23 protein-coding genes, 1 tRNA gene and 1 pseudogene are annotated in these 25784 nt (G+C 71.6%); 16 read left to right on the top strand and 9 right to left on the bottom strand.

What is annotated here, in order from left to right:
• Positions 1 to 153 precede the first annotated feature (153 nt).
• Complete coding sequence (locus B9G49_RS09725) at positions 154 to 333, bottom strand: hypothetical protein (protein WP_086216221.1); 180 nt, start codon at positions 331 to 333, stop codon at positions 154 to 156.
• Positions 334 to 408: 75 nt separating this feature from the next.
• Positions 409 to 762 carry a zinc ribbon domain-containing protein gene (locus B9G49_RS09730; protein ID WP_086216222.1) on the bottom strand — a complete coding sequence of 118 codons (354 nt, stop codon included), beginning with the start codon at positions 760 to 762 and terminating at the stop codon, positions 409 to 411.
• A gap of 90 nt (positions 763 to 852) precedes the next feature.
• On the opposite strand from B9G49_RS09730, the gene B9G49_RS09735 reads away from it, so the two are divergent.
• Positions 853 to 1503, top strand: coding sequence for an SDR family oxidoreductase (locus B9G49_RS09735; RefSeq protein WP_086216223.1), 651 nt, complete (start codon positions 853 to 855; stop codon positions 1501 to 1503).
• Between the two features lie 7 nt (positions 1504 to 1510).
• On the opposite strand, the gene purB is transcribed toward B9G49_RS09735, so the two are convergent.
• Positions 1511 to 2998: an adenylosuccinate lyase gene (gene purB / locus B9G49_RS09740; RefSeq protein ID WP_086216224.1), complete on the bottom strand. Its 1488-nt coding sequence runs from the start codon at positions 2996 to 2998 to the stop codon at positions 1511 to 1513.
• A 167-nt stretch (positions 2999 to 3165) separates the two neighbouring features.
• Between purB and purH the strand changes: the two genes are divergently transcribed.
• Positions 3166 to 4770 carry a bifunctional phosphoribosylaminoimidazolecarboxamide formyltransferase/IMP cyclohydrolase gene (purH, locus tag B9G49_RS09745; protein WP_049931084.1) on the top strand — a complete coding sequence of 535 codons (1605 nt, stop codon included), beginning with the start codon at positions 3166 to 3168 and terminating at the stop codon, positions 4768 to 4770.
• Between the two features lie 3 nt (positions 4771 to 4773).
• Here purH and B9G49_RS09750 read toward each other — a convergent pair whose 3' ends face one another.
• Positions 4774 to 5658, bottom strand: coding sequence for a substrate-binding domain-containing protein (locus tag B9G49_RS09750; RefSeq protein ID WP_086216225.1), 885 nt, complete (start codon positions 5656 to 5658; stop codon positions 4774 to 4776).
• 274 nt (positions 5659 to 5932) lie between these two features.
• Between B9G49_RS09750 and B9G49_RS09755 the strand changes: the two genes are divergently transcribed.
• A complete protein-coding gene (locus B9G49_RS09755; RefSeq protein ID WP_086216226.1) occupies positions 5933 to 7234 on the top strand; it encodes an MFS transporter in 1302 nt (433 codons plus the stop codon).
• A gap of 7 nt (positions 7235 to 7241) precedes the next feature.
• Here B9G49_RS09755 and B9G49_RS09760 read toward each other — a convergent pair whose 3' ends face one another.
• Positions 7242 to 8300 (bottom strand): M42 family metallopeptidase, encoded by a 1059-nt coding sequence (locus tag B9G49_RS09760; RefSeq protein WP_086216227.1) that lies wholly within the window; start codon positions 8298 to 8300, stop codon positions 7242 to 7244.
• A gap of 174 nt (positions 8301 to 8474) precedes the next feature.
• Between B9G49_RS09760 and B9G49_RS09765 the strand changes: the two genes are divergently transcribed.
• The 6 genes and pseudogenes from B9G49_RS09765 to B9G49_RS09790 all read left to right on the top strand — a co-directional run bounded on the left by B9G49_RS09765 (position 8475) and on the right by B9G49_RS09790 (position 13475).
• Positions 8475 to 8732, top strand: coding sequence for an MTH865 family protein (locus B9G49_RS09765; protein ID WP_049931076.1), 258 nt, complete (start codon positions 8475 to 8477; stop codon positions 8730 to 8732).
• 115 nt (positions 8733 to 8847) lie between these two features.
• A complete protein-coding gene (locus tag B9G49_RS09770) occupies positions 8848 to 9627 on the top strand; it encodes a J domain-containing protein (RefSeq protein WP_086216228.1) in 780 nt (259 codons plus the stop codon).
• Positions 9624 to 10406: a metallophosphoesterase gene (locus B9G49_RS09775; RefSeq protein ID WP_086216229.1), complete on the top strand. Its 783-nt coding sequence runs from the start codon at positions 9624 to 9626 to the stop codon at positions 10404 to 10406. The genes B9G49_RS09770 and B9G49_RS09775 overlap by 4 nt, the downstream gene beginning before the upstream one ends.
• 165 nt (positions 10407 to 10571) lie before the next feature.
• A complete protein-coding gene (locus tag B9G49_RS09780; protein WP_086216230.1) occupies positions 10572 to 11612 on the top strand; it encodes an NAD(P)-dependent alcohol dehydrogenase in 1041 nt (346 codons plus the stop codon).
• Between the two features lie 179 nt (positions 11613 to 11791).
• Positions 11792 to 12274, top strand: a complete 483-nt coding sequence (locus B9G49_RS09785; protein WP_086216231.1) for a hypothetical protein — start codon at positions 11792 to 11794, stop codon at positions 12272 to 12274.
• A 22-nt stretch (positions 12275 to 12296) separates the two neighbouring features.
• A pseudogene (locus tag B9G49_RS09790) lies at positions 12297 to 13475 on the top strand (thiamine pyrophosphate-dependent enzyme).
• 25 nt (positions 13476 to 13500) lie between these two features.
• On the opposite strand, the gene B9G49_RS09795 reads toward B9G49_RS09790, so the two are convergent.
• On the bottom strand, positions 13501 to 14823 hold the full coding sequence (locus B9G49_RS09795) for an NAD(P)/FAD-dependent oxidoreductase (protein ID WP_086216232.1): 1323 nt from the start codon (positions 14821 to 14823) through the stop codon (positions 13501 to 13503).
• A gap of 239 nt (positions 14824 to 15062) precedes the next feature.
• Between B9G49_RS09795 and B9G49_RS09800 the strand changes: the two genes are divergently transcribed.
• Positions 15063 to 16310, top strand: a complete 1248-nt coding sequence (locus B9G49_RS09800) for a pyridoxal-phosphate dependent enzyme (RefSeq protein WP_049931062.1) — start codon at positions 15063 to 15065, stop codon at positions 16308 to 16310.
• Between the two features lie 32 nt (positions 16311 to 16342).
• Here B9G49_RS09800 and B9G49_RS09805 read toward each other — a convergent pair whose 3' ends face one another.
• The gene (locus B9G49_RS09805; RefSeq protein WP_086216233.1) at positions 16343 to 17623 is read right to left on the bottom strand and encodes a PGF-CTERM-anchored ABC transporter substrate-binding protein; all 1281 of its coding nucleotides are present in this window, start codon (positions 17621 to 17623) and stop codon (positions 16343 to 16345) included.
• Between the two features lie 62 nt (positions 17624 to 17685).
• On the opposite strand from B9G49_RS09805, the gene btuC reads away from it, so the two are divergent.
• The 6 genes from btuC to B9G49_RS09835 all read left to right on the top strand — a co-directional run bounded on the left by btuC (position 17686) and on the right by B9G49_RS09835 (position 22544).
• A complete protein-coding gene (btuC, locus tag B9G49_RS09810) occupies positions 17686 to 18852 on the top strand; it encodes a vitamin B12 ABC transporter permease BtuC (RefSeq protein ID WP_049932834.1) in 1167 nt (388 codons plus the stop codon).
• 122 nt (positions 18853 to 18974) lie between these two features.
• Positions 18975 to 20147, top strand: coding sequence for an ATP-binding cassette domain-containing protein (locus tag B9G49_RS09815; RefSeq protein ID WP_394334818.1), 1173 nt, complete (start codon positions 18975 to 18977; stop codon positions 20145 to 20147).
• 75 nt (positions 20148 to 20222) lie between these two features.
• The gene (locus tag B9G49_RS09820; RefSeq protein ID WP_086216235.1) at positions 20223 to 21218 is read left to right on the top strand and encodes a class I SAM-dependent methyltransferase family protein; all 996 of its coding nucleotides are present in this window, start codon (positions 20223 to 20225) and stop codon (positions 21216 to 21218) included.
• Positions 21219 to 21302: 84 nt separating this feature from the next.
• Positions 21303 to 21524, top strand: coding sequence for a hypothetical protein (locus B9G49_RS09825; protein WP_049932832.1), 222 nt, complete (start codon positions 21303 to 21305; stop codon positions 21522 to 21524).
• The gene (locus B9G49_RS09830) at positions 21511 to 21900 is read left to right on the top strand and encodes a peptide ABC transporter ATP-binding protein (RefSeq protein ID WP_086216236.1); all 390 of its coding nucleotides are present in this window, start codon (positions 21511 to 21513) and stop codon (positions 21898 to 21900) included. The genes B9G49_RS09825 and B9G49_RS09830 overlap by 14 nt, the downstream gene beginning before the upstream one ends.
• Positions 21901 to 22471: 571 nt before the next feature.
• A tRNA-Thr gene (locus tag B9G49_RS09835) sits at positions 22472 to 22544 on the top strand.
• A 339-nt stretch (positions 22545 to 22883) separates the two neighbouring features.
• Here the strand turns inward: B9G49_RS09835 and B9G49_RS09840 are convergent.
• On the bottom strand, positions 22884 to 24107 hold the full coding sequence (locus B9G49_RS09840) for a hypothetical protein (protein ID WP_086216237.1): 1224 nt from the start codon (positions 24105 to 24107) through the stop codon (positions 22884 to 22886).
• 108 nt (positions 24108 to 24215) lie between these two features.
• Positions 24216 to 25484: a hypothetical protein gene (locus tag B9G49_RS09845; protein WP_086216238.1), complete on the bottom strand. Its 1269-nt coding sequence runs from the start codon at positions 25482 to 25484 to the stop codon at positions 24216 to 24218.
• Between the last annotated feature and the right edge of the window lie 300 nt (positions 25485 to 25784).

A 25784-nucleotide genomic window follows, 5' to 3' on the forward strand; every position in this document is an offset into this window, starting at 1 on the left:
GGGGCGGGCGGACGGGGTCGGCGGGCCCGGCGCGTGCCGGTCGCCGGGGGGCGGGTCCGCGGTCGCGTGCGCGCACGGCGCCGGCGTCGGGCCCGGCCGCGACGCCGAGCAGCGGGACGGCCATCAGCCGGGCGCCACCCGCGATCAGGTTCGTCAGGTGGAAACCGCGAGCAGGCCGACGATCCCGAGCGCGGTCGCGAGGGCGGCCTCGGGCGCGGCGTCGATCGTCCAGAGCACCGGGTCACTATTCACCTCGCCGAACCGCCGGGCGTACGGGTACCGGGCGGGGGCGGCGACGACCGGGAGGGACGCGAGCGGTCGGACGGAGACCATACCGCGGCTGGTTGCGCTCCCGAGAAAAGTCGATCGCTCGGCGGGGGTTCGGGCCGTCCGTCGTCACCCCGCGGCCTACCCGAGGAAGAAGTCGATCGCGTTGCCCGACGACTGGCCCTTGTACAGCTCGGAGTAGCCGCAGTTCGCACAGGAGACGACCACGAAGCTCCGGTTCTGGACGTCGAACATCTTGGTGAGTCCAGTCCCGCTGGTGGCGATCTCGTCGGTCTCCGTCTCCGTGCCGCCGCACTTCGGGCAGCCGTCCTCGCCGCTCCCGCCGAGCGAGTCGCGGCGGTCGTCGGACCCGGACCCGTCGCCGCGGCCGCCGGAGTCGTTTCGCCGGTTTTCGCGCTCGTCATCGGCCTCGTTCTCGATCAGTTCGTCGTCGCCGAATATCGAGTACGTCTCGTCGTCGGTTTCGGAGGGCATCGGGCCCGGATCCGCGAGCGAGCGGTAAACGCCTTGTGCCCTCACCCGCCGCAACCCAAGGTATATGATTGCCGGCCGCCCCGCTCAGGTATGACGCGAGTCGCCGTGATCGCGGGCGTCGGCCCGACAATCGGGGCCGCCGTCGCGCGGCGCTTCCACGACGACGGGTTCGCGGTCGCGCTGCTGGCGCGCTCCGAGGAGTACGTGCGCACGCTCGCTGCGGACCTCGGCGGGGACGCCGTCGCGATCCCGACCGACGTGACCGACGACGCTGCCGTCGAGGCGGCCCTCGAACGCGTTCGCGACGAGCTCGGTCCCGCGGAGGTGCTCGTCTTGAACGCGTCGGGCGGCGGCGGGAACCCGGTCGACGACGCGAGCGCCGACCGGCTCCGCGAACTCTTCGACGTGCGCGTCGCCGGGTCGATGGCGTGCGTCCGCGCGGCGCTGCCGGACCTCCGCGAGACCGAGGGGACCGTCCTCTTCAGCGGGACGACGTTCGCGGAGCCGCCCGTGACGGCGCAAGTCGAGTGGGGGGCGGTCGCGCCGGCCGCCCGGGGGCTCGCGCTCTCGCTGGACGCGGCCCTCGACGACGTGTCCGTCACGTACGTCCGGATCGGCTCCCCCGTCCGTCCCGACGCCGGACCGACAGCGATCGACGCGACAGCCCTCGCCGCGGAGTACCGCCGCCTCGTCGACCACGAGGGGATCGCGACGCGAGAGATCGACGTTCGCAAGCGCTGAAGCGTCGCTACTCGTTCGTCGACCCGCCCGCGTTGCCGACCCCGTCGACGAGCTCGTCGGCGAGCCCGGTGTAGCCGGCGGGCGTCAGCGCCGCCAGTTCCGCGCGGACCTCGTCGTCGACGTCGAGGTCCGCGAACAGCTCCCGGAAGTCGTCGAGCGTCACCGACCGGCCGCGCGAGAGCGCCTTCACGCGCTCGTAGGCCTCGGTGTCGCCCTCGCGGCGCAGGATCGTCTGGACGGCCTCGCCGATCACCTCGGGGGTCGCGTCGAGCTCCTCGCACATGACGGTCTCGTTCGGGACGACCGTCGCGAGCCCGTCCGCGGCCTTCGAGTAGCCGATCAGGCAGTGTGCCAGCGCGGCGCCGACGTTGCGTTTGACCGTCGAGTCGGAGAGGTCGCGCTGAAGCCGCGAGCTCGTCACGTAGTCGGCGAGGAACGTCAGGTCCGAGTTCGCCACCGAGAGGTTCCCCTCGCTGTTCTCGAAGTCGATCGGGTTCACCTTGTGAGGCATCGTCGACGACCCCGTCTCGCCCTCGACGGCCTCCTGCCCGAGGTATCGGTCGGAGACGTAGAGCCACGCGTCGAGGTCCAGATCGAGGAGGACGTTGTTGACGCCCCGCAGCGCGTCGAACAGCGCCGCGAGGTCGTCGCAGGGGTTCACCTGCGTCGCGAGCGCGGTGTGTTCGAGGTCGAGGCCGCGCACGAACGACGCGGAGAACGCCCGCCAGTCCACCTCAGGGTAGGCGGCGCGGTGGGCCGCGTAGGTGCCCGAGGCGCCCGCGAGCTTCCCGGAGAGGTCCTCGTTCGCGACGACGACCCGGCCGAGCGCGCGGCCGAGCCGCGCGGCGTACACCGCCATCTCCTTGCCGAACGTGGTCGGCGTCGCCGGCTGGCCGTGGGTGCGCGCCAGCATCGGCGCGTCGCGGTACTCGTGTGCCAGCTCGACTAAGGCGTCGCGAACCTCGCGGACCGCGGGGACGATCACCTCGCTCACCGCGGGCTTGAGCAGGAGGCGCTGCGCGAGGTTGTTCACGTCCTCGCTGGTGAGCCCGAAGTGGATCCACGGGTACAGCGACTCCGCGTCGTCGAGCGGCGCGTCGGGGCCTTCCGCGATGTCCGCCAGCCGGACGCGGAGGAAGTACTCGACCGCCTTCACGTCGTGGTTGGTCGCGTCGTACCCCGCGGCCCCCTCGGTCTCGAGGGCCTTGACCAGCCGCGCGTCCTCGGCGTCGAACGCCTCGTACACCTCGCGGAGCGCCGCCGCGGTCGCCTCGTCGAAGGCGATCGGCGTCGCGTCGAGCGCGCCCAGCCCGAGCAGGTACTCGACCTCGACGCGGGTCCGGGCGCGCATCAGCGCGGCCTCGCTCGCGTACGGGGACAGCGGCGCCGTCCGGTCTGCGTAGCGGCCGTCGAGCGGCGAGACGGCCGCGAGCGGGTCCGCCCGGGACAGCCCCGCGATGGCGTCGTCCGCCGTCGGTTCGGAGTTGTCGGTCATGTCCGCGACTGCCCGCGGCGCCAGCAAAAGCGTGTCGATAGGGTGACGCACGGACGTGGATCCGAACCGCCGTCGGGTCGCACGAGACGCCCGTTCCGATCCGCAGATGTGGATACAACAGCGGTGCGGACCGCAATCGATATACCCCATCGGTCGGACGTTCGCGTATGAAGATCGCGGGACTCGCGAGCAACCGGGGACGGAACCTCAGACACATCGCCGACGCCGCGCCCGGCGGCGCGGAGCTGTCGGTCGTCCTGACGAACCGCGAGCAGGCGCCGGTGCTGGAGGCCGCGACCGAGCGCCGGATCCCGACCGAGGTCGTCGAGCGCGAGGAAGGCGAATCGCGCGAGTCGCACGAGCGTCGGGTCGTCGAGCGCCTCTCCGACTACGACGTCGACCTCGTCTGCCTGGACGGCTACATGCGCGTGCTCACCGATGAGTTCCTCGACGCCGTCCCGACGACGCTGAACGTCCACCCCTCGCTGCTACCGTCGTTCCCCGGCACCGACGCCCACGAGCAGGTGTTGGACGCGGGCGTCCGGACGACCGGCTGTACGGTCCACGTCGTCACCGAGGAAGTCGACGCCGGGCCGGTCGTCACCCAGGAACCGATCCCGGTGTACGAGGACGACGACGCCGACTCGCTGAAGGCGCGCGTCCTCCGCGAGGCCGAGTTCGCGGCGTACCCGCGGGCAGTCCGCTGGTTCGCCGAGGACCGCGTGACCGTCGAGCGGGACGACGAGGGGAGCCCGGAGCGCGTCACGGTCGCGGGCGACGTGGGCGGCGACTTCCCGGAGCGACGCTTCGTCTCCGAGGAGCGCACCGCCACGCTGCGGTACGGCGAGAACCCCCACCAGGACGCCGCGCTGTACGTCGACGACGGCTGCGAGGAGGCGAGCGTCGTCGACGCCGCCCAGCTGAACCCCGGCGCGAAGGGAATGGGGTACAACAACTACAACGACGCCGACGCCGCGCTGAACCTCGTCAAGGAGTTCGACGAGCCCGCGGCCGCGGTGATCAAACACACCAACCCCGCGGGCTGCGCGGTCGGGTCGGACCTCGCGGACGCGTACGATCGCGCGCTTCGCACGGACGCGAAGTCCGCGTTCGGCGGCATCGTCGCGCTGAACCGCGAGTGCGACGCCGACACCGCCACGGCGGTCGCCGACTCGTTCAAGGAGGTCGTCGTCGCGCCCGGCTACACCGACAGCGCGCTCGACGTGCTCCGGGAGAAGAAGAACCTCCGCGTCCTCGACGTGGGTCCGCTCGGCGCGGGCGACGACCGCTTCTCGGAGCGGTTCACGGAGAAGCCGGTCGTCGGCGGCCGCCTCGTCCAGGAGCGCGACCGGCAGTCCCCGACCGCCGCCGACCTGGAGGTCGTCACCGAGCGCGAGCCGACCGACGAGCAGGTCGAGACGATGCTGTTCGCCTGGAAGACGCTGAAGCACGTGAAATCGAACGGGATCCTCTTCGCGACGGGCACCGAGACGGTGGGCGTCGGCATGGGGCAGGTGTCCCGGGTCGACGCCGTGACGCTCGCGGCGATGAAGGCCGAGAAGGACGCGGAGGGGAAGTCCGCCGATGGCGCCGTGATGGCCTCGGACGCGTTCTTCCCGTTCCCGGACGCGGTCGAGGAGGCGGCCGACGCGGGCATCGAGGCCGTCATCCAGCCCGGCGGCTCCGTCAACGACGAGGACGTGATCGCCGCCGCCGACGAGCGCGACATGGCGATGGCGTTCACCGGGTCGCGCTGCTTCCGGCACGATTAGGGGTCACCCCTCCCAGTCGCTCGGGACGTACTGCTCGAACTCGGGGTCGGGCGAGCGGGCGAGCGGACGGAACGCCCGCTCCCCGTCGACCCGGAACTTCTCAATCCGCGACTGTCCGGGGCCGGTGAGGTAGCCGACGTAGGACATGGCCCGCGCGTACGCCACGTCGTGCCGAGCGGGGTTGACCGGGATGACGGCGTACTCGTTCCGCAGCAGCGGCGGCGGGTCGTCGATTCCGGACTCGACGTGCCGCGCCAGGACGCCGTCGTCGCCGACGGCGAGGAAGGTGCCGCGGTCGACGAGGGTGTACGCGCCCGACTGCCGGGCGGTGGTCAGCGTCTCGCCCATCCCTTGGCCGGTCTCGCGGTACCACTCGCCACCGGGACTGAGCCCCGCCTCGTCCCAGATCCGGAGCTCGCGGATGTGCGTCCCCGACCGGTCGCCCCGCGACAGGAACGTCGCCTCCGTCTCGGCGATCGCCCGAAACGCCGCCAGCGGGTCGCTTCCGGCGGCACCCGCCGGGTCGTCGGGCGGGCCGACGAGCAGGAAGTCGTTGACCATCACCCTGCGCCGGTTGATCCCGTGCCCCTCGGCGATGAACTCGTCCTCGAGCGGCCGGGCGTGGACGAGCACCACGTCGCAGTCCCCGTCGCGGGCGGTGCGGAGCGACGCGCCGGTCCCGCGCACGACCGCTTCCACGGACGCTCCGAACCGGTCTGCGTACCCGCGGTTCAGCACGGGGAGCAGCCCGCTGTCGTACGCCGTGGTGGCGGTGGCGAGCGTCACCGAGCCGCGGCGGGCGGCGGGCTCCTCGGTCTGCTCCGCACAGCCCGCCAGCGAGGCGACACCGCCGAGACCGAGCGCCCGCACGTACTGTCGACGACGCATACGAATGTAGTCGAATTCATCTACGCTTTCGTATTAAGCAACCGGACGTTGTTACAGTCTGAGAACCTGCGCGCCCCGGGTCGGCACCGCGCGACCCTGTCGTTGTACCGTGTGCGGCCCGCGATGCCGATCGGGTCGGACGGGCGTCCCGGCGGAGAGGACACCCGCCGCGCCCGCCTTTCGTATCGAAATGTTGAAACGATAACCCCACGCGGACCGCCGGATCTGCGCCGCTTTTCTCTCCCAGTCTCGTTATCTCCGGACGGAGACCACCGTGGCGCAGTTCGGCAACTCGGTACGGCTGCTCGGAGACCGCGAGTTCGCGGCGCTCGCCGGGACCGCGTTCGCCCGCAGTCAGGCGTACTCGACGATCCTCATCGCCCTCGCGCTGTACGCCGACCTGTTCGGGACCACGGGGTTCATCGAGGGGCTGTTCGGCACCGCGTTCGCCGTCGTCCAGCTCGTCATCGTCCTCCCCTTGGGCCGGTGGGTGGACACCGGCAACGCGAAGCGGTGGCTGCTCGGCGGCTTCCTAATCAACGTCGGCGTCTTCGTCGGCTTCGCGCTGGTCGACAGCTCCGTTCACATCATCCTCGTGCGGATGGTCCAGGGGCTCGGCGCGAGCGTCCTCTGGATCACGGGCGCGACGGTGATCGGCGAGATCAGCCCTGACGACGAGCAGGGTCGCTGGCTCGGCTCGTACAACCAGTTCGCCTCTTTCTCGTCGCTCGCGGGCGACCTGGTCGGCGGCTACCTCCTGTACGCCTACGGCTTCTCCGAGACGTACGTCGTGTTGACCGCCGTCACGCTCGCCGCGTTCGTGCTGGTGTTCGCGTTCCTGCGCGACAACCCCGGCGGCCGGAAGGACCCCGAGGACGCCGGCGGGGTCGAGACGTTCCGGTCGCTGCTCGGCCTCCCGATGCTGCGCGCGCTCGTCTTCTTCCGGTTCACGTTCAGCGTCGGCAAGATGGCAGTGATCATCTTCCTCCCGATCTACGCGCGGACGACGTTCGGCATCTCCGCGTTCGCCATCGGCTGGATCATGGCGGGCGGGAAGACGACGAAGGCGCTCACGCAGGGGTTCGTCGGGGACCTCACCGACCGCTACGACCGCACCTACCTGTTCGTCGCGGTCGGCGCGCTCCTGTACGGGGTCGGCACGGCGATCATCCCCCTCGCGGCGTACTTCGACGGGACCGTCGCGCCGGTCACCGTCTCGTACCTCGGCGACTCCCAGACGCTCGGCGGGGCCTTCTTCGCGCTGTTCGCCGCCTACTCGCTGCTCGGGGTCGCCGACTCGATCCGGCTGCCGGCGAGCATGTCGCTGTTCGTCGACGAGGGCGAGGCGTACGACTCCGTCGCGAGCGCGATGAGCCTCCGTTCCGTCTCGTGGAAGGTCGGACAGGTCGTCGGGCCGGTGCTCGTCGGGACCACGATGGACTGGACGACCACCGAGACCGGGTTCCTGCTCGCGGCCGGCTTCATCGCGTTCGCGACCACCGGGTTCGCGTGGCAGGCGCGCGGGGCGCACCGCGCGGCCCGAGATCCGGGTCCGGCCGCGCCCGGCGACGACTAACTTCGCCTCAGAGCGTGTAGTCGTGATCGCCCGTCTCGGACTCCAAGAAGGCCGTCAGCAGGTCGACCGTCGCCTCCACGTCGCCGCCGTCGGCCGTCTCGGTGACGGTGTGGAGGTACCGCGTCGGGATCGATATCGCGCCCACGGGCTTCGCGCCCGCCGTGTTCTGGAACCCCGCGGTGTCGGTGCCGCCCGCGGGCAACACCTCGTGCTGGTGGTCGATCCCCTCGTCCTCGGCGACCTCCGTGAGTCGGCTGTGGACCTTCGGGCTGGCGATCACCGAGGAGTCTTTCAGCTTCACCGCTGTCCCCTCGCCGAGGTCGGTGACGGCGTCGGCCGGGTCGCCCACCTGCGGCACGTCGTTGGCGACGGTGACGTCGAGAGCGACGGCGAGGTCCGGGTCGATGTCGACGCCGAGCGCCTTCGCACCCCGGAGCCCGACCTCCTCCTGGACGGTCGCCGCGAAGTGGATCGTCACGGCCGGGTCGTCGATCCGGCGGGCGGCCTCCAGCATCGCGAACACGCAGATCCGGTCGTCGAGCGCCTTCCCGGTGACTCGGTCGCCCATACGCGTCGTGGTCTGGTCGAGGGTGACGAGGTCGCCGACGCTCACCGACTCCTCGACCGCCTCCGCGTCGCGCCCGAGGTCGATGAACACGTCCTTCACCTCGTCGTCCTTCTCCCGCTGCTCCTCCGTGAGCGTGTGCGGCGGGACGGAGCCGATGACGCCCGTCAGGTCTTCGTCGCCGTGGACGGTGACGCGCTGTGCGCGCAGGACGCGGGCGTCGAACCCGCCGAGGGGGTCGACTTGGACGAACCCCTCGTCAGTGACGTGCCGGATCATGAAGCCGATCTCGTCCATGTGGGCCGCGACCGCGACCGAGTAATCCGAGTCGCCTTCGATCGTCCCGACGACGTTTCCCATCGCGTCGGTCCGGACGTGGTCGGCGCTGTCGACGAACTCGCGGCGGACGATGTCGCGCACGTCGTCCTCGTAGCCCGGGACGCCGCGGGCCTCGGTCAGCTCTCGGAGCAGGTCGAAGTCGAAGTCGAACTCGCGCGCCATGCGCCCACCTGACGCGCCAGCGACAAAGGTCCGCAGGATCCGGCACGACCGTCGGCCTTCGGGACCGCTCCACCGGTCGACCCCGCCGCGTCGGCGAGCGCGCATCCGACAACCCTAAATACGTTTATCGTTGTTCCGCAACCCTTTTGCGGTCGCTCTCGGGATGTCGTGTGTATGAGCGACGTGAAAGCGGAACTCCGCGAACAGTTCATGGACGCCTTCGGCGGCGCAGACTTCCCCGTCGAGAACCAGATGGACCTCGTCCCGGCCCTCCCGGACGGTCCGGCGACGAAGTTCGAGGCCGGCGACGTGAGCTTCACCGCGATGGAGATGGCGGCGAAGCTCGGCAGCGAACAGGAGTTCCCCTACGACGACGCCGAGTCGCTCGTCGACGACATCATCGACGGGCTCGACGCGAAAGGGATGCTCTGAGTCGGTCGACCGCCTCACCGCGTTTCTCCTCGCGATCCGCCGCCGACTGTCACCGCCGAGCGTCGCCGCCGACCGGCGGCGGGAGGTTGATTACCGCGGAGCCGCTACGGCGGGTGTGTTCGCCGAGTTCACGAGCCTGGTGCCGCGGTGGGTCCTCTGGGGAGTCGGTCTCGGCGGGGTCGCCACCGCCGTGGTCGCCTTCGCGTTCTACCTCGGGGACCGGTTCGTCCCGGCACCCGCCGCGTCGACCGGCGGCCGCGGCGCCGCCGGCGACGACCGCCGCCGCCGCGAGATCCGGACGTACCTGAACGCCGCCGGCGAGCGCTTCGACGAGGACCACGCGTTCGACGGCGTGTCGGTCCCCTTCTACCTCCCGGACCGCGGGGTCGCGATCACCTTCGACGCGCACGACTACTTCCGGCTGGAGGGCGAGGGCGTCTACACCGTCCTCTGTGAACACGAGATGCCCGGCCGCGGGCTCGGTCGCCGGCTCCCGTTCGACGTGGACGAGCCCGACTGGGCGACCGACGACTCGTCCGGTTCGGGCGGCGGCCGATCCGGCGCCGGCGGCTTCGGCGGGCGATTCGGCGCCGACCGGGCCGCCGGGCGCTCGACCGCTCGCGGCCGCGCCGGCCGCGCGGACCCCGTCGGCGACGCGTTCGACGAGCTCGGCCTCGACCGCGACGCCGACATCGACGCGGTGAAGGGCGCGTACCGCGAGCGCGTCAAGGAGACGCACCCGGACCAGGGCGGTGACGAGGAGTCGTTCCGCCGTGTCCGCGAGGCGTACGCGACCGCCCGCAACCACGCGGACGGCGGACCGAGCCCGGGCGGCGGCGACGCGGACCGCGACGCGGGCCGTCGCCGCGAGCGCTCGTCCGGGTACGGGCGGTGAGCGACCGCGCTCACGAGTCGGGGCCGACGTTCGCGGACCGCGCTGTCTACCTCCCGGGAGCCGACGCCCTCGTCGTCGCCGACCTCCACGTTGGCCGCGGCGAGGCGTCCGCCGTCTCGCTCCCGCTCGGCGAGCGCGCGGACCTCACCGACCGGCTCGGCACCCTCCTCGACCGGTTCGATCCCGGAACCGTGGCCGTCGCCGGCGACGTGGTCCACACCTTCGACCGAGTCACGGACAGGACCCTCGGCACACTGAACGCCCTCCGCGGCGCATGCGAGACGCGCGGTGCCGCCCTCGAACTCGTCGCCGGCAACCACGACACCGCCCTGCCGAGCCGCTGGGACGGGCGGGCCCGCGAGGAGCTCGTTCTGAGCGAGAGCGGCGACCGGGACGCCGACGCCACGCACGTCGCGAGAACGGTCGTCTGTCACGGGCACGAGTCGCCCTCGACCGACGCCGACCGCTACGTGATCGGCCACGTCCACCCGACGATCGAGATCGAGGGCGACCGCCGGCCCTGCTTCCTCCGCGGCCCCGGAACGTACCGCGGGGCCGACCTCCTCGTGTTGCCCGCGTTCACCCGCCTCGCACCGGGCGTGGCGGTCAACGACATGCGGGCCGACGCGTTCGACTCCCCGCTCGTGACTGACGCGGACCGCCTCGCGCCGGTCGTGGTCGACTCCCCGTCGGAGGGCTCGGGCCGCGGTGCGGATGCGGGCGACGCGGGAGAGGCCCTCCGGTTCCCGCCGCTCGGCGAGTTCCGCCGGCTGTTGTGAGCGGTTCTGCCCCGCCGTGCGTACAGCACCGGACAAACACGGGAGCGCCTCGCCGAGGGTGTCACGGGTGAACCCCACCGCCGGCGACGTGGATCTCCTCGCCCTCTCGTCGGGCGAGAGACTATAACGAACGTTTATGATTCACGCGGTGCGAACCGTTCCCACATGGAAGCAGCCAGACTCCACGAGTACACCGACGACATGAGCGAGGGGCTCACCATCGACGAGGTCGACCGGCCGACGGCGACGGGGCCGGACGACGTCGTCGTCGAGGTCGAGGGCGCGGGCTGGTGCCAGACGGACAACCACATCATCGAGGGGATGTGGGCCGAGTACGTCCCGCAGGAACTGCCGCTGACGCTGGGCCACGAGAACGCGGGGACGGTCGTCGAAACGGGCGAGGACGTCGAGATCGTCTCCGCCGGCGACCCGGTGATCTGCCACCCGGTACAGACCTGCGGGACCTGTCGCCCCTGCCGGCTCGGCGAGACGATGCACTGCGAGAACAGCGCGTTCAACGGGCTGACTCACGACGGCGGCTTCGCCGAGTATCTCCACACCAGCGAACGAGCGGTCATCCCGCTGCCGAGCGGGGTCGAACCGATCGACATCGCGCCGCACGCGGACGCCGGCATCACCGCGTACCACGCGGCCAAGAAGGCGGTCGCGGAGCTGAACCCCGGCGACCACGCCGTCGTCATCGGCGTCGGCGGGCTCGGTCACATCGGGCTCCAGTGCCTGAACGCGATGAGCGCGGCAAAGATCACCGCCGTCGACCTGAAGGAGTCGGCGCTGAACCTGGCGAACAGTTACGGCGCGGACCACCTGGTGAACCCGAGCGAGGCCGACGTGGCGGCCGAGATAGCGGGGGTCACCGACGGCACGGGCGCCGCGCAGGTGCTCGACTTCGTCGGCGAGGACGTGACGACCGCCTACGCGCCGGACATCACCGCCGGCGGCGGCGACCACCACGTCATCGGCTACGGCGGGCACGTCCACGAGCCGTCGCAGGCGCTGGTGAACGGCGAGTTCTCCTTCGTCGGCAACATCGTCGGGCGGTACGCGGAGCTTCAGGAGCTCGTCGCGCTCGTCGAGCAGGGAGATGTCGACCTCCACACCAGCCGGTACGACCTCGGCGAGATCAACGCGGTCGCCGAGAAGCTCGAACACCGCGAGATCGACGGCCGTGCCGTGATCACGCCCTAAAACCGGCTCCGACAGCCGGACCGCGTCGCGGCCCGGGGCCTGTTCTTCGTCCCGTGGGACGTCTCGGGACAGGCCCCGAGCGAAAGCGGGGCGTACCCGTTCGAGGTGACGACCACGGTCCGGTGACCGGCGACCGGACAACGGGAAGACATTTAGCCCGGCGCTCGGGGAAATACGACATGAAAACTGCCCTCCCCGCCGATTCCCGCTTCACCGCCGCTCGGCGGTGGTCGCTCTACGCCGGCGTGTACGCGCTCGGCTGCGCCGCCCTCACTGCGTTGCTGCTCGCCGACGTACTCGGCCTGTTCGCCGACGTGGTCGGTCTCCCGCCCGCGGCCGGGATGCCGCTCCTCGCGACCCCGGCGCTCGTCGTCGGGACGCTCGTCTGGTGGGCCCTCGTCGAGCGGCCGGACGCGCCCACGTATCTCCGTGGGGCCGCGTTCGGGCTGCTCACCGCGCTCCTCACCGGCGCGCTCTGGACGGCGTGGTTCGTGGTCATCTGGGGACTCGAGATGCTCGCCGCCGGGCCCGTGCGGCTGCTGGTCGGGTTCGTACTCGGCGCGGTCGCCGTCGCCGGCGTCCTCGTCGGGCTCCCGATCACGTACCTCCGGCGACGGAGCCGGCGGGCGTCGGCGGCCGCCGCGACCGCTAACTCCTTGTGACTGCGGCGCACACTCGTTGCGCATGGACGAGAACGGCGTCGACGACGCCGGCGACGGCGCGACCGATCCGCTCGCCGACGAAGACGTCTATCGCGTGCTCGGGCCGGACGGGAGTCCCCTGCCCGACGCGACGGTGCCGGACCTCTCGGACGAGCGGTTCCGCGCTATCTACCGCGATCTGGTCGTCACGCGTCGATTCGACGAGCGCGCCGTCAGCCTCCAGCGACAGGGCCGGATCGGGACGTACGCGCCCTGCGCGGGCCAAGAGGGGTCGGCCGTCGGGTCGACGCACGCGCTCGCGGACCGCGACCTGATAAGCTACCAGTACCGGGAGCACGGCGCGGCCGTCGTCCGCGACCTCCTCTCCGAGTACCTCCCCTACTGGATGGGCCACGAGGCCGGGACGGAAGCGATCGCCGACGGCAACGTCTTCCCGCTGAACATCGGCATCGCGGCCCACCTCCCGCACGCGGTCGGGGCCGCGTGGGCGTTCGCCCACCGCGACGAGGACCGCGTCGTCGCCTGCCACTTCGGCGACGGCGCGACCAGCGAGGGCGACTTCCACGAGGCGATGAACTTCGCCGGCGTCTTTGACACGCCGACGGTATTCTGCTGTCACAACAACGGGTGGGCGATCTCGGTCCCGAGGGGGAGACAGACCGCGAGCGACACCTTCGCCGGGAAGGCGACCGCGTACGGTTTCGACGGCGTCCGCGCCGACGGCATGGACCCGCTCGCCAGCTACGCGGTCACGTGGGAGGCTGCCGAGCGTGCCCGACGCGGCGGTGACGGCGACGGCGGCGACGAGGTGGGCGGCAACGGCACCGCGGACGACCCGCGTCCGGTCCTCATCGAGTTCGTCGAGTACCGGTTCGGCGCCCACACGACCGCCGACGACCCGACGGCCTATCGCGACGCCGACGACGTTGACCCGTGGCGCGCGCTCGACCCGCTCGGCCGCATGGAGACGTTCCTCCGCGAGACGGATCGCATCGACGACGATGGCGTCGCGGCGATCCGCGAGGAGGCGGACGACGTCGTCGCCGCGGCGATCGACGCGGCGGAGTCGGTTGAGGCCGACCCCGCCGCGATGTTCGACCACGCGTTCGCCGGGCTCTCGCCCTAGACCCGCCGTCAGCGCGACGACCTGCTCGCGGCCGTCGCGGAACGCGGCGAGGAGGCGTTCCTGCGAGAGGAGTGAGGGGGCCGCGAGGCGACCGGGCCGGCTACAGGTGCCCACCCGCCGCGTTCGCCGCCTTCCGGCCGCTCTCTAGGGCGCCTTGGATCGACGACCACTCCGTGTAGTCGCCGGCGAGGACGACCGGGCCCTCGGGGTCGTCCGGCTTCGGGAGGTCGGCGTGGACGCCCGGCGGCTGCGCGAACTGCGCGAACCGGATCCGGTGGACGTCGAGGGTCTCCAAGCCGCCAAAGTCGCGGTCGGGGAACCACGCGTCCAGCGCGTCCCGAACGTCGTCGCGGAGGTCGCGCTCGTCGCGGTCGAGCGACTCCTGCCCGAGGAACGTCGCCGCGAGGAGCGCGCGGTCGCCGGGCGCGTACTCGGGCGCGACCTCCGACATCGGGACCACCGCGTTCGGCGACTCGTCGGCTGCGTTGAGGAGGATCCGGCCGCCCGTCTCGAACGACTCGCCCGCGGGGAGCGCGAACCACCCGGTCACGTTCGGCACGCCCTCGGTCGGGACCGACTCGACGCCGGTGAGCCGCCGGGCCTCCGGCGGCGAGGTCGCGACGACGACCGCGTCCGTCTCGCGCGTCGTACCGTCCGCGAGTTCCACGGTCGCACCGTCCGCGTCGGCCGCTCCGGTTCGGAAGGGAATCCGGCCCCCTCCGGCGATCCGGACCGCCTCCACGTCCCCGCCGGTCTCGATATCGACGCCCGCCTCGCGGGCGCGGTCGGCGAGCGCGGCGGGGAGCGCGGCCATCCCCTCGGCGGGGACGCCGATCGACCCACGGCCCATCGCGCGGAACGTGTACTCGAAGACGTGCTTCGAGGTCGAGAGGCTCCGGTCTAAGGTGATCCCGCCGTAGAACGGCTCGACGAAGTTCTCGACGTAGTCGTCGGCGAACCCCCAGTCGCGGAGGTACTCGCGGATCGGGGCGTCGCGCCCGGCGAAGAACTCGCCCTCGTCGCGGTTTCCGAGGTCGTACCGCAGCGCGAGCGTCCGGAGCTTGTCGGAGAAGGAGACCTCGTCGTTCAAAAGCGAGGGAATCGCGGACAGCGGGTCGCGGAGGGGGTCGCCGAGCGTCGAGCGCGAGCCCGGCCGGCAGATCGTCGCACCGGGCGCGAACGTCCGCAGGTCGAGGTCGTCGAGCCCGTCGGCGCCCAGTTCGCGCTCGACGGCGGGGTAGCTCGAGAAGAGGACTTGGAAGCCGCGGTCGACGGTGAACCCGTCGACCGTCTCCGTCCGCACGCGCCCGCCGACCTCGGGGCGTCGCTCGTACAGCGTCACGTCCGCGCCCGCCTCCGCGAGTCGGGTCGCCGCGACGAGCCCCGCGAGCCCGCCGCCGACGACCGTGGCGTTTCCGTTCATATGTGCCGTATCGGGTCGCGGGTTTATAAGCGGCGGCGGGTCGAGGCGATTCGATTGGCGAAGCCACAGCCGCTCGGCCGCGTTGCTTCTGATAAATCGCTGATCGACACAGTCCACTCCGAAGCCCCGCCCGACGGCGACCGCACAGCGCCTCGCGTCACCGCGGTTCGGGGTCTCGTCGAGACGGTCATCCGCACCCGAGTGCGAAGCGATTAGTCGCCGCCGCCGCAAGGTTCGGTATGGCAGATTTCGAGACCACGCCGGCGTTTCGCGGGCTGGAGAGTCGGGCGTCGGGACGCGTCCACGAGACCGCCGACGCGGCGGCCATCGACGACGACGAGCGGGCGCGCGGACTCGACCCGGTCTACGACTACGACGCCGTCGACCCCGACGACCTCTTCGACCCGGCGGCCCGCGGCGCGAGCGGCGACGCGCGGACCGCGCCCGCGACCGCGCGCGGCCACTGGCGCTTCGACGCCCTGCTCCCGTTCCCGGCCGACGGCGCGCTCACCGCGGGGGAGGGCGGGACGCCGCTCGTGGCCACCGACCGGCTCGCGGACGAGCTCGACGTCGACGCGGTGTACGTCAAAGACGAGGGGCGCAACCCGACGGGGACCGTCCTCGACCGCGGCCTCTCGCTCGCGACGACCGCGGTGGCGGCCCGGGCCGCCGCCGGCGGCGACGTGGAGCCGCTCGTCTGCGCGAGCCCGGGGAACGCCGGGCAATCGATGGCGGCGTACGCGGGCCGGGCGGACCTGCGGTCGTACGCGTTCGTCCCCTCGCGGTGCGCCTTCTCGAACAAGTCGATGACGAACGTCCACGGCGGCGAGATGCGTGTCGTCGGCGGGCGCTTCCCCGACGCGGCCGACGCGGTCGACGAGCAGCTCGCGACCGACTACACCGACCTCGGCGAGTTCGCCACGCCGTACCGCCACGAGGGCGCGAAGACGATCGCGTTCGAGCTCGTCGCCGACCTCGGTGACACCCCCGACGTGGTCGTCGTCCCGACCGGATCCGGCGAGGTCGTCGCCGGCGTCAACAAGGGGTTCGCCGAGCTGGCCCGGATCGGCGCGGTCGATGACACCCCGAAGGTCGTCGCCGCGCAGGCGTCCGGCTGCGCGCCGATCGCGGCCGCCGTCGAGCGCGGCCTCGACGAGCCCGAACCGTGGTCGACGCCCGACACAATCTGCGGCGAACTGGAGATTCCGGACCCCGCGGGCGGCGCCGCGGCAGTCGAGGCGGTCACCGAGAGCGGCGGGACCGCGGTCGGCGTCGACGACGACGACATCCTCGCGAGCGCGGTCGCCGTGGCGCAGAACGAGGTCGTCGAGATGGGCGCGACGGGCGGCGCGGCCCCCGCCGGCGCGTGGGCGCTCGCCGAGGAGGGCTTCTTCGACGGCGACGAGACCGTCGTGCTCCTCAACAGCGACGCCGGGCTGAAGACGCCCGACGTCCTCCGCAGCCACCTGATGGGACAAGGGATTTAGAAACGGAACCGGCGGTCAGCGACCGATTCGATTCAATCGCGCCGCGCGAGCAGGCCAGTGGCGAGCAGCGCGATCGCGGCCGCGACGACACCAAATCCGGGGACTTCCGCGCCCGTGTCGCCGTCGCTGCCGCCCGCGTCCGTCTCGTTTCCGTCCATGCCGTCGGTTGAGGAGTCGCCGCCGTCCGACGTATCATCGCTCCCGGACGAGTCGCCGTCGGAGGAGCCGTCGTCCGACGACTCGCCGCTCTCGGTGCCGTCCGTCGACTCGCTGCCCTCCTCCTGTAGCTCGACCACCGCGTTCGACAGCGTCGTCGTCGACCGGATCACGCTGCGCGGCGCGGGCTGGTTGAGGTAGTCCACGTTCATCACGACGTAGTTCTCCTCGACGCCAGCGGTCGTGCTGGCGTACGGCTCCTCCGCCAAGATCGCGGCCTCGGGGTCGGTGACCAGGATTAGCTCGGGGTCCGTCTGGAGGATCACCTCGTCGGAGAGCTGCGGGTACGCCTCGTACTCCGCGGCGACGTTGTCGGCGCCCCCGACGTTCATGATCGCGTCGATGAAGGTGTTGTTCGCGGCGACGTAGCCGCCGCCGAGCGGGTAGAGCGCGGCCGGGCGGTCGACGCCGGCGGTCCGGTTCTCCGCGGCGTCGACCGCGTCGTACATCTCCTCGTTCGTCTCGCTCGCGGCGTCGCACGCGCCGACGAGCCGACCGATCGTCTCCGTCTTCTCGGCGATGTCGTCGATCGAGGTCGCGGCCGGGAAGTGGTACACTTTGAGCCCCTGCTCGCGGAGCGGCCCCACGTCGGCGGCCGAGGAGTTCGGCGCCAGCACGAGGTCGGGCTCGGTGTCGACGACGCGCTCGACGCTCGCGCCGAACTCGGCCGAGACGTTCGCACGCTCCTCGGCGCCGTCGAGGTAGAGCGCGAACCGGCTCACGCCGACGACGCGGTCCTGTTCGCCGAGCTCCCACAGCGTCTGCGCTGCCGACGGGTTGAGCGTCGTGATCCGCTCGGGACGCTCCTCCAGCGTTATCGTGGTCCCGGTCGCGTCGGTCGCATTGAGCGGGAAGCCGCAGGCGCCGTCGGTCTGTGCGGGGGCGGCCCCCGCCCCGGCCGCGGACCCGACCGCCGGCTGTGTGCCCGCAGCCGATTGCGCGCCCGCAGCCGGTTGCGCGCCCCCGGTCAACTGCGCGCTCGCGCTCGGTCTGTCCGTCGCTATTGTCGGCTGTGCGCCCGCGGCGGTCCCGGCGACGCCGCCGATCAGGGCGGTCGCCACCAACGCGGCCATCGCAATTGCGAAGCTATTTCGCATCGAATTGAGGACCGGACTCGTCCAATAAGTATTTATCTACTACAAGTTGTGTTGGAGAACGCATGCGACCCTGGGCCCGCTCGGCGGCGTGGTCGGCGGCGATAGCCGCGCTGCTGGCGGTCGTCGTCGTCGTCAGCGCCGCGATCGGTCCCGTCCGTATCCCGCCTGAGACGGTGGTGAAGTCGGTGTTGAACGCGCTCGCGGTGCCGTCCGGAATCGAAGCGAGCGCGAGCGGCGTCGGCCCGTTGCCGGTCCCCGGCGTCGGTCCCCTCACGCTCCCCGGCGTCGACCTCGCGTTCGCGTCGCCGTTCGCGTTCCCCGTCGACTCCGTCCACCAGCGGATCGTCGTGGGCGTGCGGCTCCCGCGGATCCTGCTCGCCGCGCTCGTCGGCTTCGCGCTCGCGGCCGCCGGCACGGTGATGCAGGGGTTCTTCCGAAACCCGATGGCCGACCCGTCGATCATCGGCGTCTCGTCGGGCGCGGCGGTCGGCGCGGTGGCGTTCATCGTCTTCCCCGCCGCGCTCTCCGCGACCGTCGCGCTCCCGCTCGTCGGCCCCGTCGAGGTCGCGCTCTCGCGGGGCGCGGGGACGAGCCTCTTCGCGTTCGTCGGCGCGCTGGTCGCCGCCTTCGGCGTGTACGCCATCGCGACCCGGAACGGCCGGACTCCCGTCGCTACCCTCCTGCTCGCCGGCGTCGCGGTCCAGACGTTCCTCGGCGCGGTCGTCTCCTACCTCCAGCTCCAAGCGGGGGAGTCGCTCCGGCAGATCGTCGCGTGGCTGATGGGCCACCTCTCGGGCGCGGCGTGGAGCGAGGTGGCCGTCACCGCCGCCGTCGTGCCGCCGCTGTTCCTCCTGCTGCTCGCGTACGCCCGCGACCTCAACGTCCTCCTGCTCGGCGAGGAGGAGGCACGGGGGCTGGGGATCGCGGTTGAGCGCACGAAGCGGGTGTTGCTCGCCGCCTCGGCGCTCGTCACGGCCGCCGGGGTCGCGTTCGCCGGCGTGATCGGGTTCGTCGGCCTCATCGTCCCCCACATGCTCCGGCTCGTCGTCGGGCCCGACCACCGGACGCTGCTCCCGACCGCGGCACTCGCGGGCGGCACGTTCCTCGTCGCGGCCGACACCGTCGCGCGCTCCGCGGCCGCGGAGTACCCGGTCGGGATCATCACCGCCGCGGTCGGCGCGCCATTCTTCGTCTACCTGCTTGTGACCCGGGAGGTGACGGAGCTGTGAGTGCGGATCCCACCGTCGACGCCGAGACGACGGGCGCGGCCGACGCGGCGGAGTCGGCCGCGGGCGGCGGCGACGGTTCCGAGGCCCTCCCCGACACGGCGCTCTCGTTCGGCGACGCGCCGCTGCTGTCGGCCGCGGACGTGGCCGTCTCGTTCGGCGACCTCGACGTCGTCTCCGGCGTCGACCTCCGGGTCGAGCCCGGCTCGCTCGTCGGCCTTGTCGGGCCCAACGGCGCCGGGAAGACCACCGTGCTGCGCGCGGTGACCGGCGCGGTCGAGCCGGACGCCGGGACCGTGCGCCTCGGCGGCGACCCGGCGTCGTCGCTGTCGGCCCGTGAGGTCGGTCGGCGCGTCGCGAGCGTCCCGCAGACGACGAACCTCTCGTTCGACTTCCGGGTGCGCCACGTCGTCGAGATGGGTCGGACGCCCCACCTCGGGCGCTTCGACGCGCACGGGACCGAGGACGACGCCGCGGTCGACGCCGCGATGGCGGCCGCCGATGTCGAGCGCTTCGCCGACCGGTCGATCACCGAGATCTCGGGCGGCGAGCGCCAGCGCGTGCTGCTCGCGCGGGCGCTGGCGCAGGCGGCGCCGCTCCTCCTCCTCGACGAGCCGACCGCCAGCCTCGACGTACACCACGCGGTCGAGACGCTCGAACTGGTCCGCGAGTTCGTCGACGGCGGCGACCGGGGAGCGATCGCCGCGATCCACGACCTCGACGCCGCGGCCCGCTACTGCGACGAGGTGGTCGTCATCGCGAACGGCGGGGTTCAGGCCGCCGGGCCGCCCGAGTCGGTGCTATCGGCGTCCGCCGTCGGCGCGGCCTTCGACGCCGAGGCGTTCGTCGGTCGCAACCCGGCCACCGGGACGCCCGCGGTCACTGCGTTCCCGGAGAGCGACGCCGACCCGCGCAGCGTCCACGTGATCGGCTCGGGGCGGTCGGGCGCGCGCGTCGTCGCCCGGCTGGCCGCCGCGGGCCACGAGCCCTCCGTCGGCGTAGTCCCCGAGGGAGACGCGGCCGCCGGCGCCGCCGCGGACGCGGGCGCGACAGCGGTGACGGCGCCCCCATTCGAGGACCCCTCCCCGGAGGCGCTGGCTGCGGCGCGCGACCTCGCGGCCGACGCCGACGCGACGCTCGTGGTCGCGGCGGACGGCGGCGTCGCCCCGACCGCGAACGGCCCGAACGCCGAGGTCGCGGCGGCCGCGGACCGCGTCGTCCCCGTCGCCGACGACGTCGACGACGCGGAGCTGCTCGACGCCGTCGCGGCCGCGAGCGGTGCCGAGCCGGCGGAGTGACTCCGGCCGCTCGGGTCCCCGCCGTCCGGCCCGCGAAGCGTCACCGTTTATTCGCTCGACCGCGTCCCTCCGACGATGAGCGTCCCCTGCGTCGCCGTCGCCCGCGAGCGCGGCGAGACCGTCCGGAGCCGGCTCGCCGACGCCGACGCCCTCGACGGCGACCACCAGATCGCCGTCGACGGCGAGATGATCTACATCCCCGTCGCGGACCGCGAACTAGTGCCCGCTGCGTTCGCCGACCGGATCGTCGAGCGCGACGCCGAGCGACGGGACCGCCCCACGACGCCCGCCGACATCCTGGGATACGAGCCCTCTATCGAGCGGCTCGGTGACATCGTCATCGTCGACGAGGACGACGACGAGTGCGCCCGCGAGATCGCCGACGCCGTCGCGGCCTCCGACGTGCCCTGCGAGACGGTCCTCAACCGCGCGTCGCCGATCGAGGGCGAGTTGCGGGTCCGCTCTTGGGACGTGCTGGTCGGCGACGACACGGAGACGGTCCACCGCGAGTACGGCCACGAGTTCGCGCTCGACGTCGCCGCGGTGTACTTCTCCCCGCGGCTCGCGACCGAGCGTCACCGCGTGGCCGAGCAGGTCGACCCCGGAGAGTCGGCGATCGATATGTTCGCCGGCGTGGGCCCGTACGCGGTACCCATGGCGTCCCGCGGCGCCGACGTGGTCGCCTGCGATCTCAACGAGCGCGCGGTCGAGTACCTCCGCGAGAACGCCGCGCCCAACGGGGTCACCGACCGGGTGACCGCGATCAGCGGCGACGTGCGCGACCTCGCCGACTCGCACGCGGACACCGCCGAACGCCTCGTGATGAACCTCCCCCACTCCGCGGACGAGTTCTTGGACACCGCCGTCGCGCTCGCCGGCGCCGACTGCGTGATCCACTACTACGACATCCAACACGAGGACGACCCGTTCGGCCCGGGGCGGCGCGCGATCGAGGCGGCCGCGGGCGACGACTACGCGGTCACCGTCGAGACCGAGCGGGTCGTCCGGTCGTACGCCCCCCACGAGCACAACGTCTGTCTCGACGCTCGCCTGACGCGCGACGCCGACTGATCCGGCCGCTCCGCGCGCCCGACGAACCGAGGCAGACACGTCAGGGAATATACTTATGAGTGTGACTATCTAACATGTGTTCGTATGAGCGACGCCGCAGACCCCGAAGAGCGAATCGACGAGACGACCACGTGGCCGGAGCTGGCGATGGGGCTCTACGACCGCTTGACCGGTCGAAACGCCGAGATACACTACCAGTTCGAGGACATGACCGTCGAGGTGCCGAGCGGGACGGGAGACGACGTCGAACACGCCGAGTGGCGCGTCGACGGCGGCGTCCGCGTCACGACCCGTGAGCGGGACTGAGTCTCACGCCGCCCTCGCAGTCGAGACCGACGACCTGACGCTCTCCGTCGACGGGGTCGATGTGTCGGTCCACGCTACCGAGCGGCGCCTGTTCCTCGAAGTAGAGAGCGTCGGTGACGCCCTCCGCGTCGCCCGCCGCCTCCCGGGCGACGCTGCCTCGGACCTCGCGGTCAGGGAACTGCGACTGGGAGACCTCACCGCCGAGGTCAGGGTCCGCGGGCGAACGGTCGCGATCGCGGGCGCCGACGCGCGCCCCGGTCCGGTCTCACACCGCCTCGGCGTCGCGCCCGCCGAGGTGCGCCTCGCGGGGGTCGTCGGCGCCGGATACGGCGGCCTTTCCGCCGCGGTGCGCCGCGCGCGGCGGCTGTTCGCGTAGCGTCGAACGGGACGGAGAGCGGCGGCGCCGCTCGCGATCCGTCGTCGAGACAGCGAAAACGCCGCGCCGCCCCGAGGGGGGTCGGGGCGGAGCGGCCGGGGCCCGTCACATGACAAGCGGCCGCGGCGACGGTCGGCGGACCAGAGGCGATTTTGCGCTTGGCGCGTCGGTGACGCGTTTCACACGGTAGCCGCGGCGGAACGCTACTGGGGATGACGGCCGCGCCGAGTCGCGGTTGGGGAGACGACCGACGAGACCCTTGCCGCCCGGTACGGGCTCCGACCGGGCACGCACCGCCGAGGGATTCGATCCCCGCCGTCTCGGCACGCGGACGGTGTCAGCACATTCAAATTGAAGTCCGAACGAGTATTTAGTCTTTTTCCTTATACAATTGTATTGTGTTCTGGTTTCCTGTGTGTTTATAGATGTGATATGGGAACGATTGTGACGTTCGTCTTATTCGTATCGGGCGCGCGCGTCGCTTCCAGCGCGCGGCTCGGCTCCCGCCGCGTCCCCGTTGCGTCCCCGTTTCGGAACCCTTATTTTTCCGTCCGGGAATTGTGTGATGAGCGCCGGGGTAGCTCAGCTGGCAGAGCGATTCCTTCGTAAGGAATAGGTCGAGGGTTCAAATCCCTCCTCCGGCTCTTCTACCGAATCGTCTTCCGACCGAGAGCCGCGGCCGTGCGCGCCGTCGTCCTCCGTGATCGGCCTCTTTCTGATCGTTCCGTCACCGCTGTGCGATATCAGATTTATATTATCAAAAGAATATTAGGTGTGGGTCTATGTACCATGGAACCGTATGCGCAGATATGCGACCAGAATACGAGCATCACGGCGAAGAAGTGTACGAGTGTTTCAAATGCGGTCGGCGAACGGACTCGCCGGGCGAGTGCGAGTGTGGCGGTGAACTGTGTCATATCGGCCGTTCCCGGGATCTGTAGCCGGATCTGTCACCGCCCGGTCTCGGCCCGTCGTCGATCCGATCAGTCGCTCCCGGCGGCGTCGTTCCCGTCGCCTCCGTCGGCGTCGCTTCCCCCGGCGTCGTCGCCAACCTCGCTCTCCGCGTCCTCGTCGCTCGCATCCCCGTCCGGCTCGAACTCCGGCAGCGAGAGGACGTTCTCCCGCCCCAGCCGGAAGCCGTCGAGGTCGCCCTCGTCGCGGAGCCCCGTCACCACCTGACTCGTCTTCGCGGCGGTCCAGTCCAGCTCCTCGGCCACCTGCTTCTGTTTCATCCGACCGCCCTGTGACTCGATGAGGCGAAGCACCTGCTCCTCGTTGCTCAACAGGTCGCTGTCGACGGTCGGCGCCGCGTCCGCCTCGTCGTCGCTCTCACCGGAGGTGTCCGCGTCGCCGTCTCCGCCGAGTCCCGACTCGCCGCTTGCGGCAGTCTCGTCACTCGCGGCAGTCTCGCTCCCGGCGGTCTCGCTTCCGACCGCCGTGTCGGTCGCGACGACTCCCTCTCCGCCGTCGTCCCCGGCGTTGCGCCGCCGATAGGCGGTTGTTCCGGCGACGACGAGCACGGCGAAGAGAGCGACGAGCCCGGCGGTCGGCACCCCCGAGAGCGGCCCGGCGGGTGCGACCGCGATCCGCGGTTGGCCGGCCGAGAAGTCGACCGGACCGTTCCAGACGACGGACTCCTCCCGGACCTCGCTCGGCTCCGGCGTCGTCTCTCCGAGGCGATACCCGTCCGGCCACGCGACGATGAGCGACGAGGAGCCGTCGAGGAACAGCCCGTCGACCGCGTCGCCGACGCGCAGCCGGTCGCCGTCGACGGCGGCGAAGTTCGTCCACTCGAACCGGTAGGTCAACACGCCGTACGCCTGCGGGAGTTCGCGCCGCTCGGCGGTGACGGTCGCGTTCGACACGGTCATGTTGCGCCCTGTCGCCGACTCGGCGGTCGCCGCGGTCGAGGCCATCCGGTCGCGGAACCGGGCCGTGTACGCGTCCGTGTCGTTCTCCACGTCGGCGCGAAGCTGCTCGAACGCCCGCTCCTCCTCGTCGGTGCCGAGCCGGATCCGGTACTCGACGGTCCATTGCGCGTCGCCGTCCGGTTGGACGGCGACCGCCATCGACACGTCGTCCGGTTCGACGTCCATCTGTGCGAAGCCGCCCTCGAACGGGACCGCGCCCGCGCCGCCGGCGGCGAGGGCGAGACCGACGGCCCCGAGGAGTGCGACGACGGCGAGGAGGACCGGCGCTCGCTTCACGTCCTACGCCACACGGAGAGCCGGTAAATTCCTTCCCATGCGGAACGGTTACGCGGTGCCGCCGCCAGCGGGGCGGCGGGTGTGTGCGGGTTCACGGCGCCACCGACTTCACGCATCGAGGCGAGACGGACTGCCGACGGTCGTCGGCGGGGCGCCCGCGCCGCCGCTCGAACTGTTTCCGTCGGGGCCGCCGCTCGGACCGTTTCCGTCGGAGGCGCCGCTCGAACTGCCTCCGTCAGAGCTATCGTTGCTCGAACTGTCTCCGTCGGAGGCGTCATCGCTTGAACCGTTTCCGTCGGAGGCGTCATCGCTTGAACCGTTTCCGTCGGAGGCGCCATCGCTTGAACCGTTTCCGTCGGAGGCGTCATCGCTCGGCCCGCTTTCACCCCCAGGTTCGCTCCCCGGGTCAGTCGGACCGCCGGTCGACGCGTTGCCGGCTCTGCCGCCGGTCGCGGTGCCGGATCCCGGGGGGTCGGACCGGTTCGGGCCGTCCGCGGCGACGGCTCCGGTCCCGTTCGCGCTCCCCGACGCCGGCGGTCCGACGGACCCGTTACCGGGCTCACCGCCCGGACCCTTTCCCGAACCGGCCCCGGGCGTTCCCATCGATCCGTTCCCCGAGCTCGCTCCCGGCGGCCCGGCCGATCGATTTCCCGAATCCCCTCCGGGCCGCCCCATCCCGGGCGAGCCGGCGTCGACGGGCGGGCCGCGTGCGGTCCCGTTGCCCGGCGGGCCGCGCCGCCCGGGGGCGACCGGTCCGCCGACGTCTTTGCCCGCCACGCCGCGGGCGATGGCGGCGACCTCGGGGCCGCTGAGTTCGTTCGCGCGCTCGCGCAGCGTCGCCAGCCGCTCGTTGTCGACGCCCGTCTCGTTCCGGACGGCGGCGGGGAGTTCGGCGGCCGCGCTCGCGCTCCGGTTCAGCCCCCGCGAGAGCGTCTCGATCCGCGCGGTCGTCGTCGCCATCCGCGCGGCGTACGCGCCCTGACTCAGCTCCCCGGCCTCGCGGCGCTCGCGGAGCTCGTCCTGTCGCTGTTCCAGCTCCGCGAGGCGCTCCGCGGTCCGGTTCAGCCGCTCCGCGACGACGGCGGCGCGGCTCTCGTTGGTCTCGGACTCCCGGAGCGCGACCTCGAACGCTCGCGATTCGACCTCGCCCTCGATCTCCGCGCCCTGAACGCCGACGACGCCGGCGAGCCGCTCGCCGGGACTGAGGTCGCCCGTCGCGTTCGCGCCGCTCGCGCTCTCGGCGCCCGAGTCCCCACCGCTCCCGTTCCCCGGGTCGGTCTGTGCGGTCACCATGCCCGCCGGCGCGGCGGCGGCGGCTCCGACGATCAGGGCCGCGGCGACGGCCGCGACGACGAGACTCGCAATCCAGCGGTTCATTACCGGCGTCTACGCCCTCCGATCGTATATATCCGGAACTCCGTTAAGCCGGATCAACGCGGATTAATCGCCCGACGAGACCGGGACGGCTCGATTCCTCAAAAACGAGTGATACGGTCGTGCGAAAGTATTTCCCAATATAGTCGTATTCTATAGTAATGGGTCGGTTGGATGGAATCACTCTGGAAGAACTTCACGAGCTACGTGAGCAAACAGCGGGAGAGATCCCGCGAGAACGTGTTCTCGCGGCGATCGGCCGAAAGCAGGGAGACAATCTTGACACACTCGCTGAACGCCATG

The organism is Halorubrum sp. SD683 (assembly GCF_002135045.1).
Taxonomy (GTDB): Archaea; Halobacteriota; Halobacteria; order Halobacteriales; family Haloferacaceae; genus Halorubrum; species Halorubrum ezzemoulense.

Coding starts and splice junctions, on each gene's coding strand:
- B9G49_RS09820 (WP_086216235.1), top strand. CDS start 20,223: ATGAGCGTCCCCTGCGTCGCCGTCGCCCGCGAGCGCGGCGAGACCGTC.
- B9G49_RS09795 (WP_086216232.1), bottom strand. CDS start 14,823: ATGAACGGAAACGCCACGGTCGTCGGCGGCGGGCTCGCGGGGCTCGTC.
- B9G49_RS09735 (WP_086216223.1), top strand. CDS start 853: ATGACGCGAGTCGCCGTGATCGCGGGCGTCGGCCCGACAATCGGGGCC.
- purB (WP_086216224.1), bottom strand. CDS start 2,998: ATGACCGACAACTCCGAACCGACGGCGGACGACGCCATCGCGGGGCTG.
- B9G49_RS09780 (WP_086216230.1), top strand. CDS start 10,572: ATGGAAGCAGCCAGACTCCACGAGTACACCGACGACATGAGCGAGGGG.
- B9G49_RS09785 (WP_086216231.1), top strand. CDS start 11,792: ATGAAAACTGCCCTCCCCGCCGATTCCCGCTTCACCGCCGCTCGGCGG.
- B9G49_RS09730 (WP_086216222.1), bottom strand. CDS start 762: ATGCCCTCCGAAACCGACGACGAGACGTACTCGATATTCGGCGACGAC.
- B9G49_RS09750 (WP_086216225.1), bottom strand. CDS start 5,658: ATGCGTCGTCGACAGTACGTGCGGGCGCTCGGTCTCGGCGGTGTCGCC.
- btuC (WP_049932834.1), top strand. CDS start 17,686: ATGCGACCCTGGGCCCGCTCGGCGGCGTGGTCGGCGGCGATAGCCGCG.
- purH (WP_049931084.1), top strand. CDS start 3,166: ATGAAGATCGCGGGACTCGCGAGCAACCGGGGACGGAACCTCAGACAC.
- B9G49_RS09765 (WP_049931076.1), top strand. CDS start 8,475: ATGAGCGACGTGAAAGCGGAACTCCGCGAACAGTTCATGGACGCCTTC.
- B9G49_RS09800 (WP_049931062.1), top strand. CDS start 15,063: ATGGCAGATTTCGAGACCACGCCGGCGTTTCGCGGGCTGGAGAGTCGG.
- B9G49_RS09825 (WP_049932832.1), top strand. CDS start 21,303: ATGAGCGACGCCGCAGACCCCGAAGAGCGAATCGACGAGACGACCACG.
- B9G49_RS09845 (WP_086216238.1), bottom strand. CDS start 25,484: ATGAACCGCTGGATTGCGAGTCTCGTCGTCGCGGCCGTCGCCGCGGCC.
- B9G49_RS09725 (WP_086216221.1), bottom strand. CDS start 333: ATGGTCTCCGTCCGACCGCTCGCGTCCCTCCCGGTCGTCGCCGCCCCC.
- B9G49_RS09805 (WP_086216233.1), bottom strand. CDS start 17,623: ATGCGAAATAGCTTCGCAATTGCGATGGCCGCGTTGGTGGCGACCGCC.
- B9G49_RS09760 (WP_086216227.1), bottom strand. CDS start 8,300: ATGGCGCGCGAGTTCGACTTCGACTTCGACCTGCTCCGAGAGCTGACC.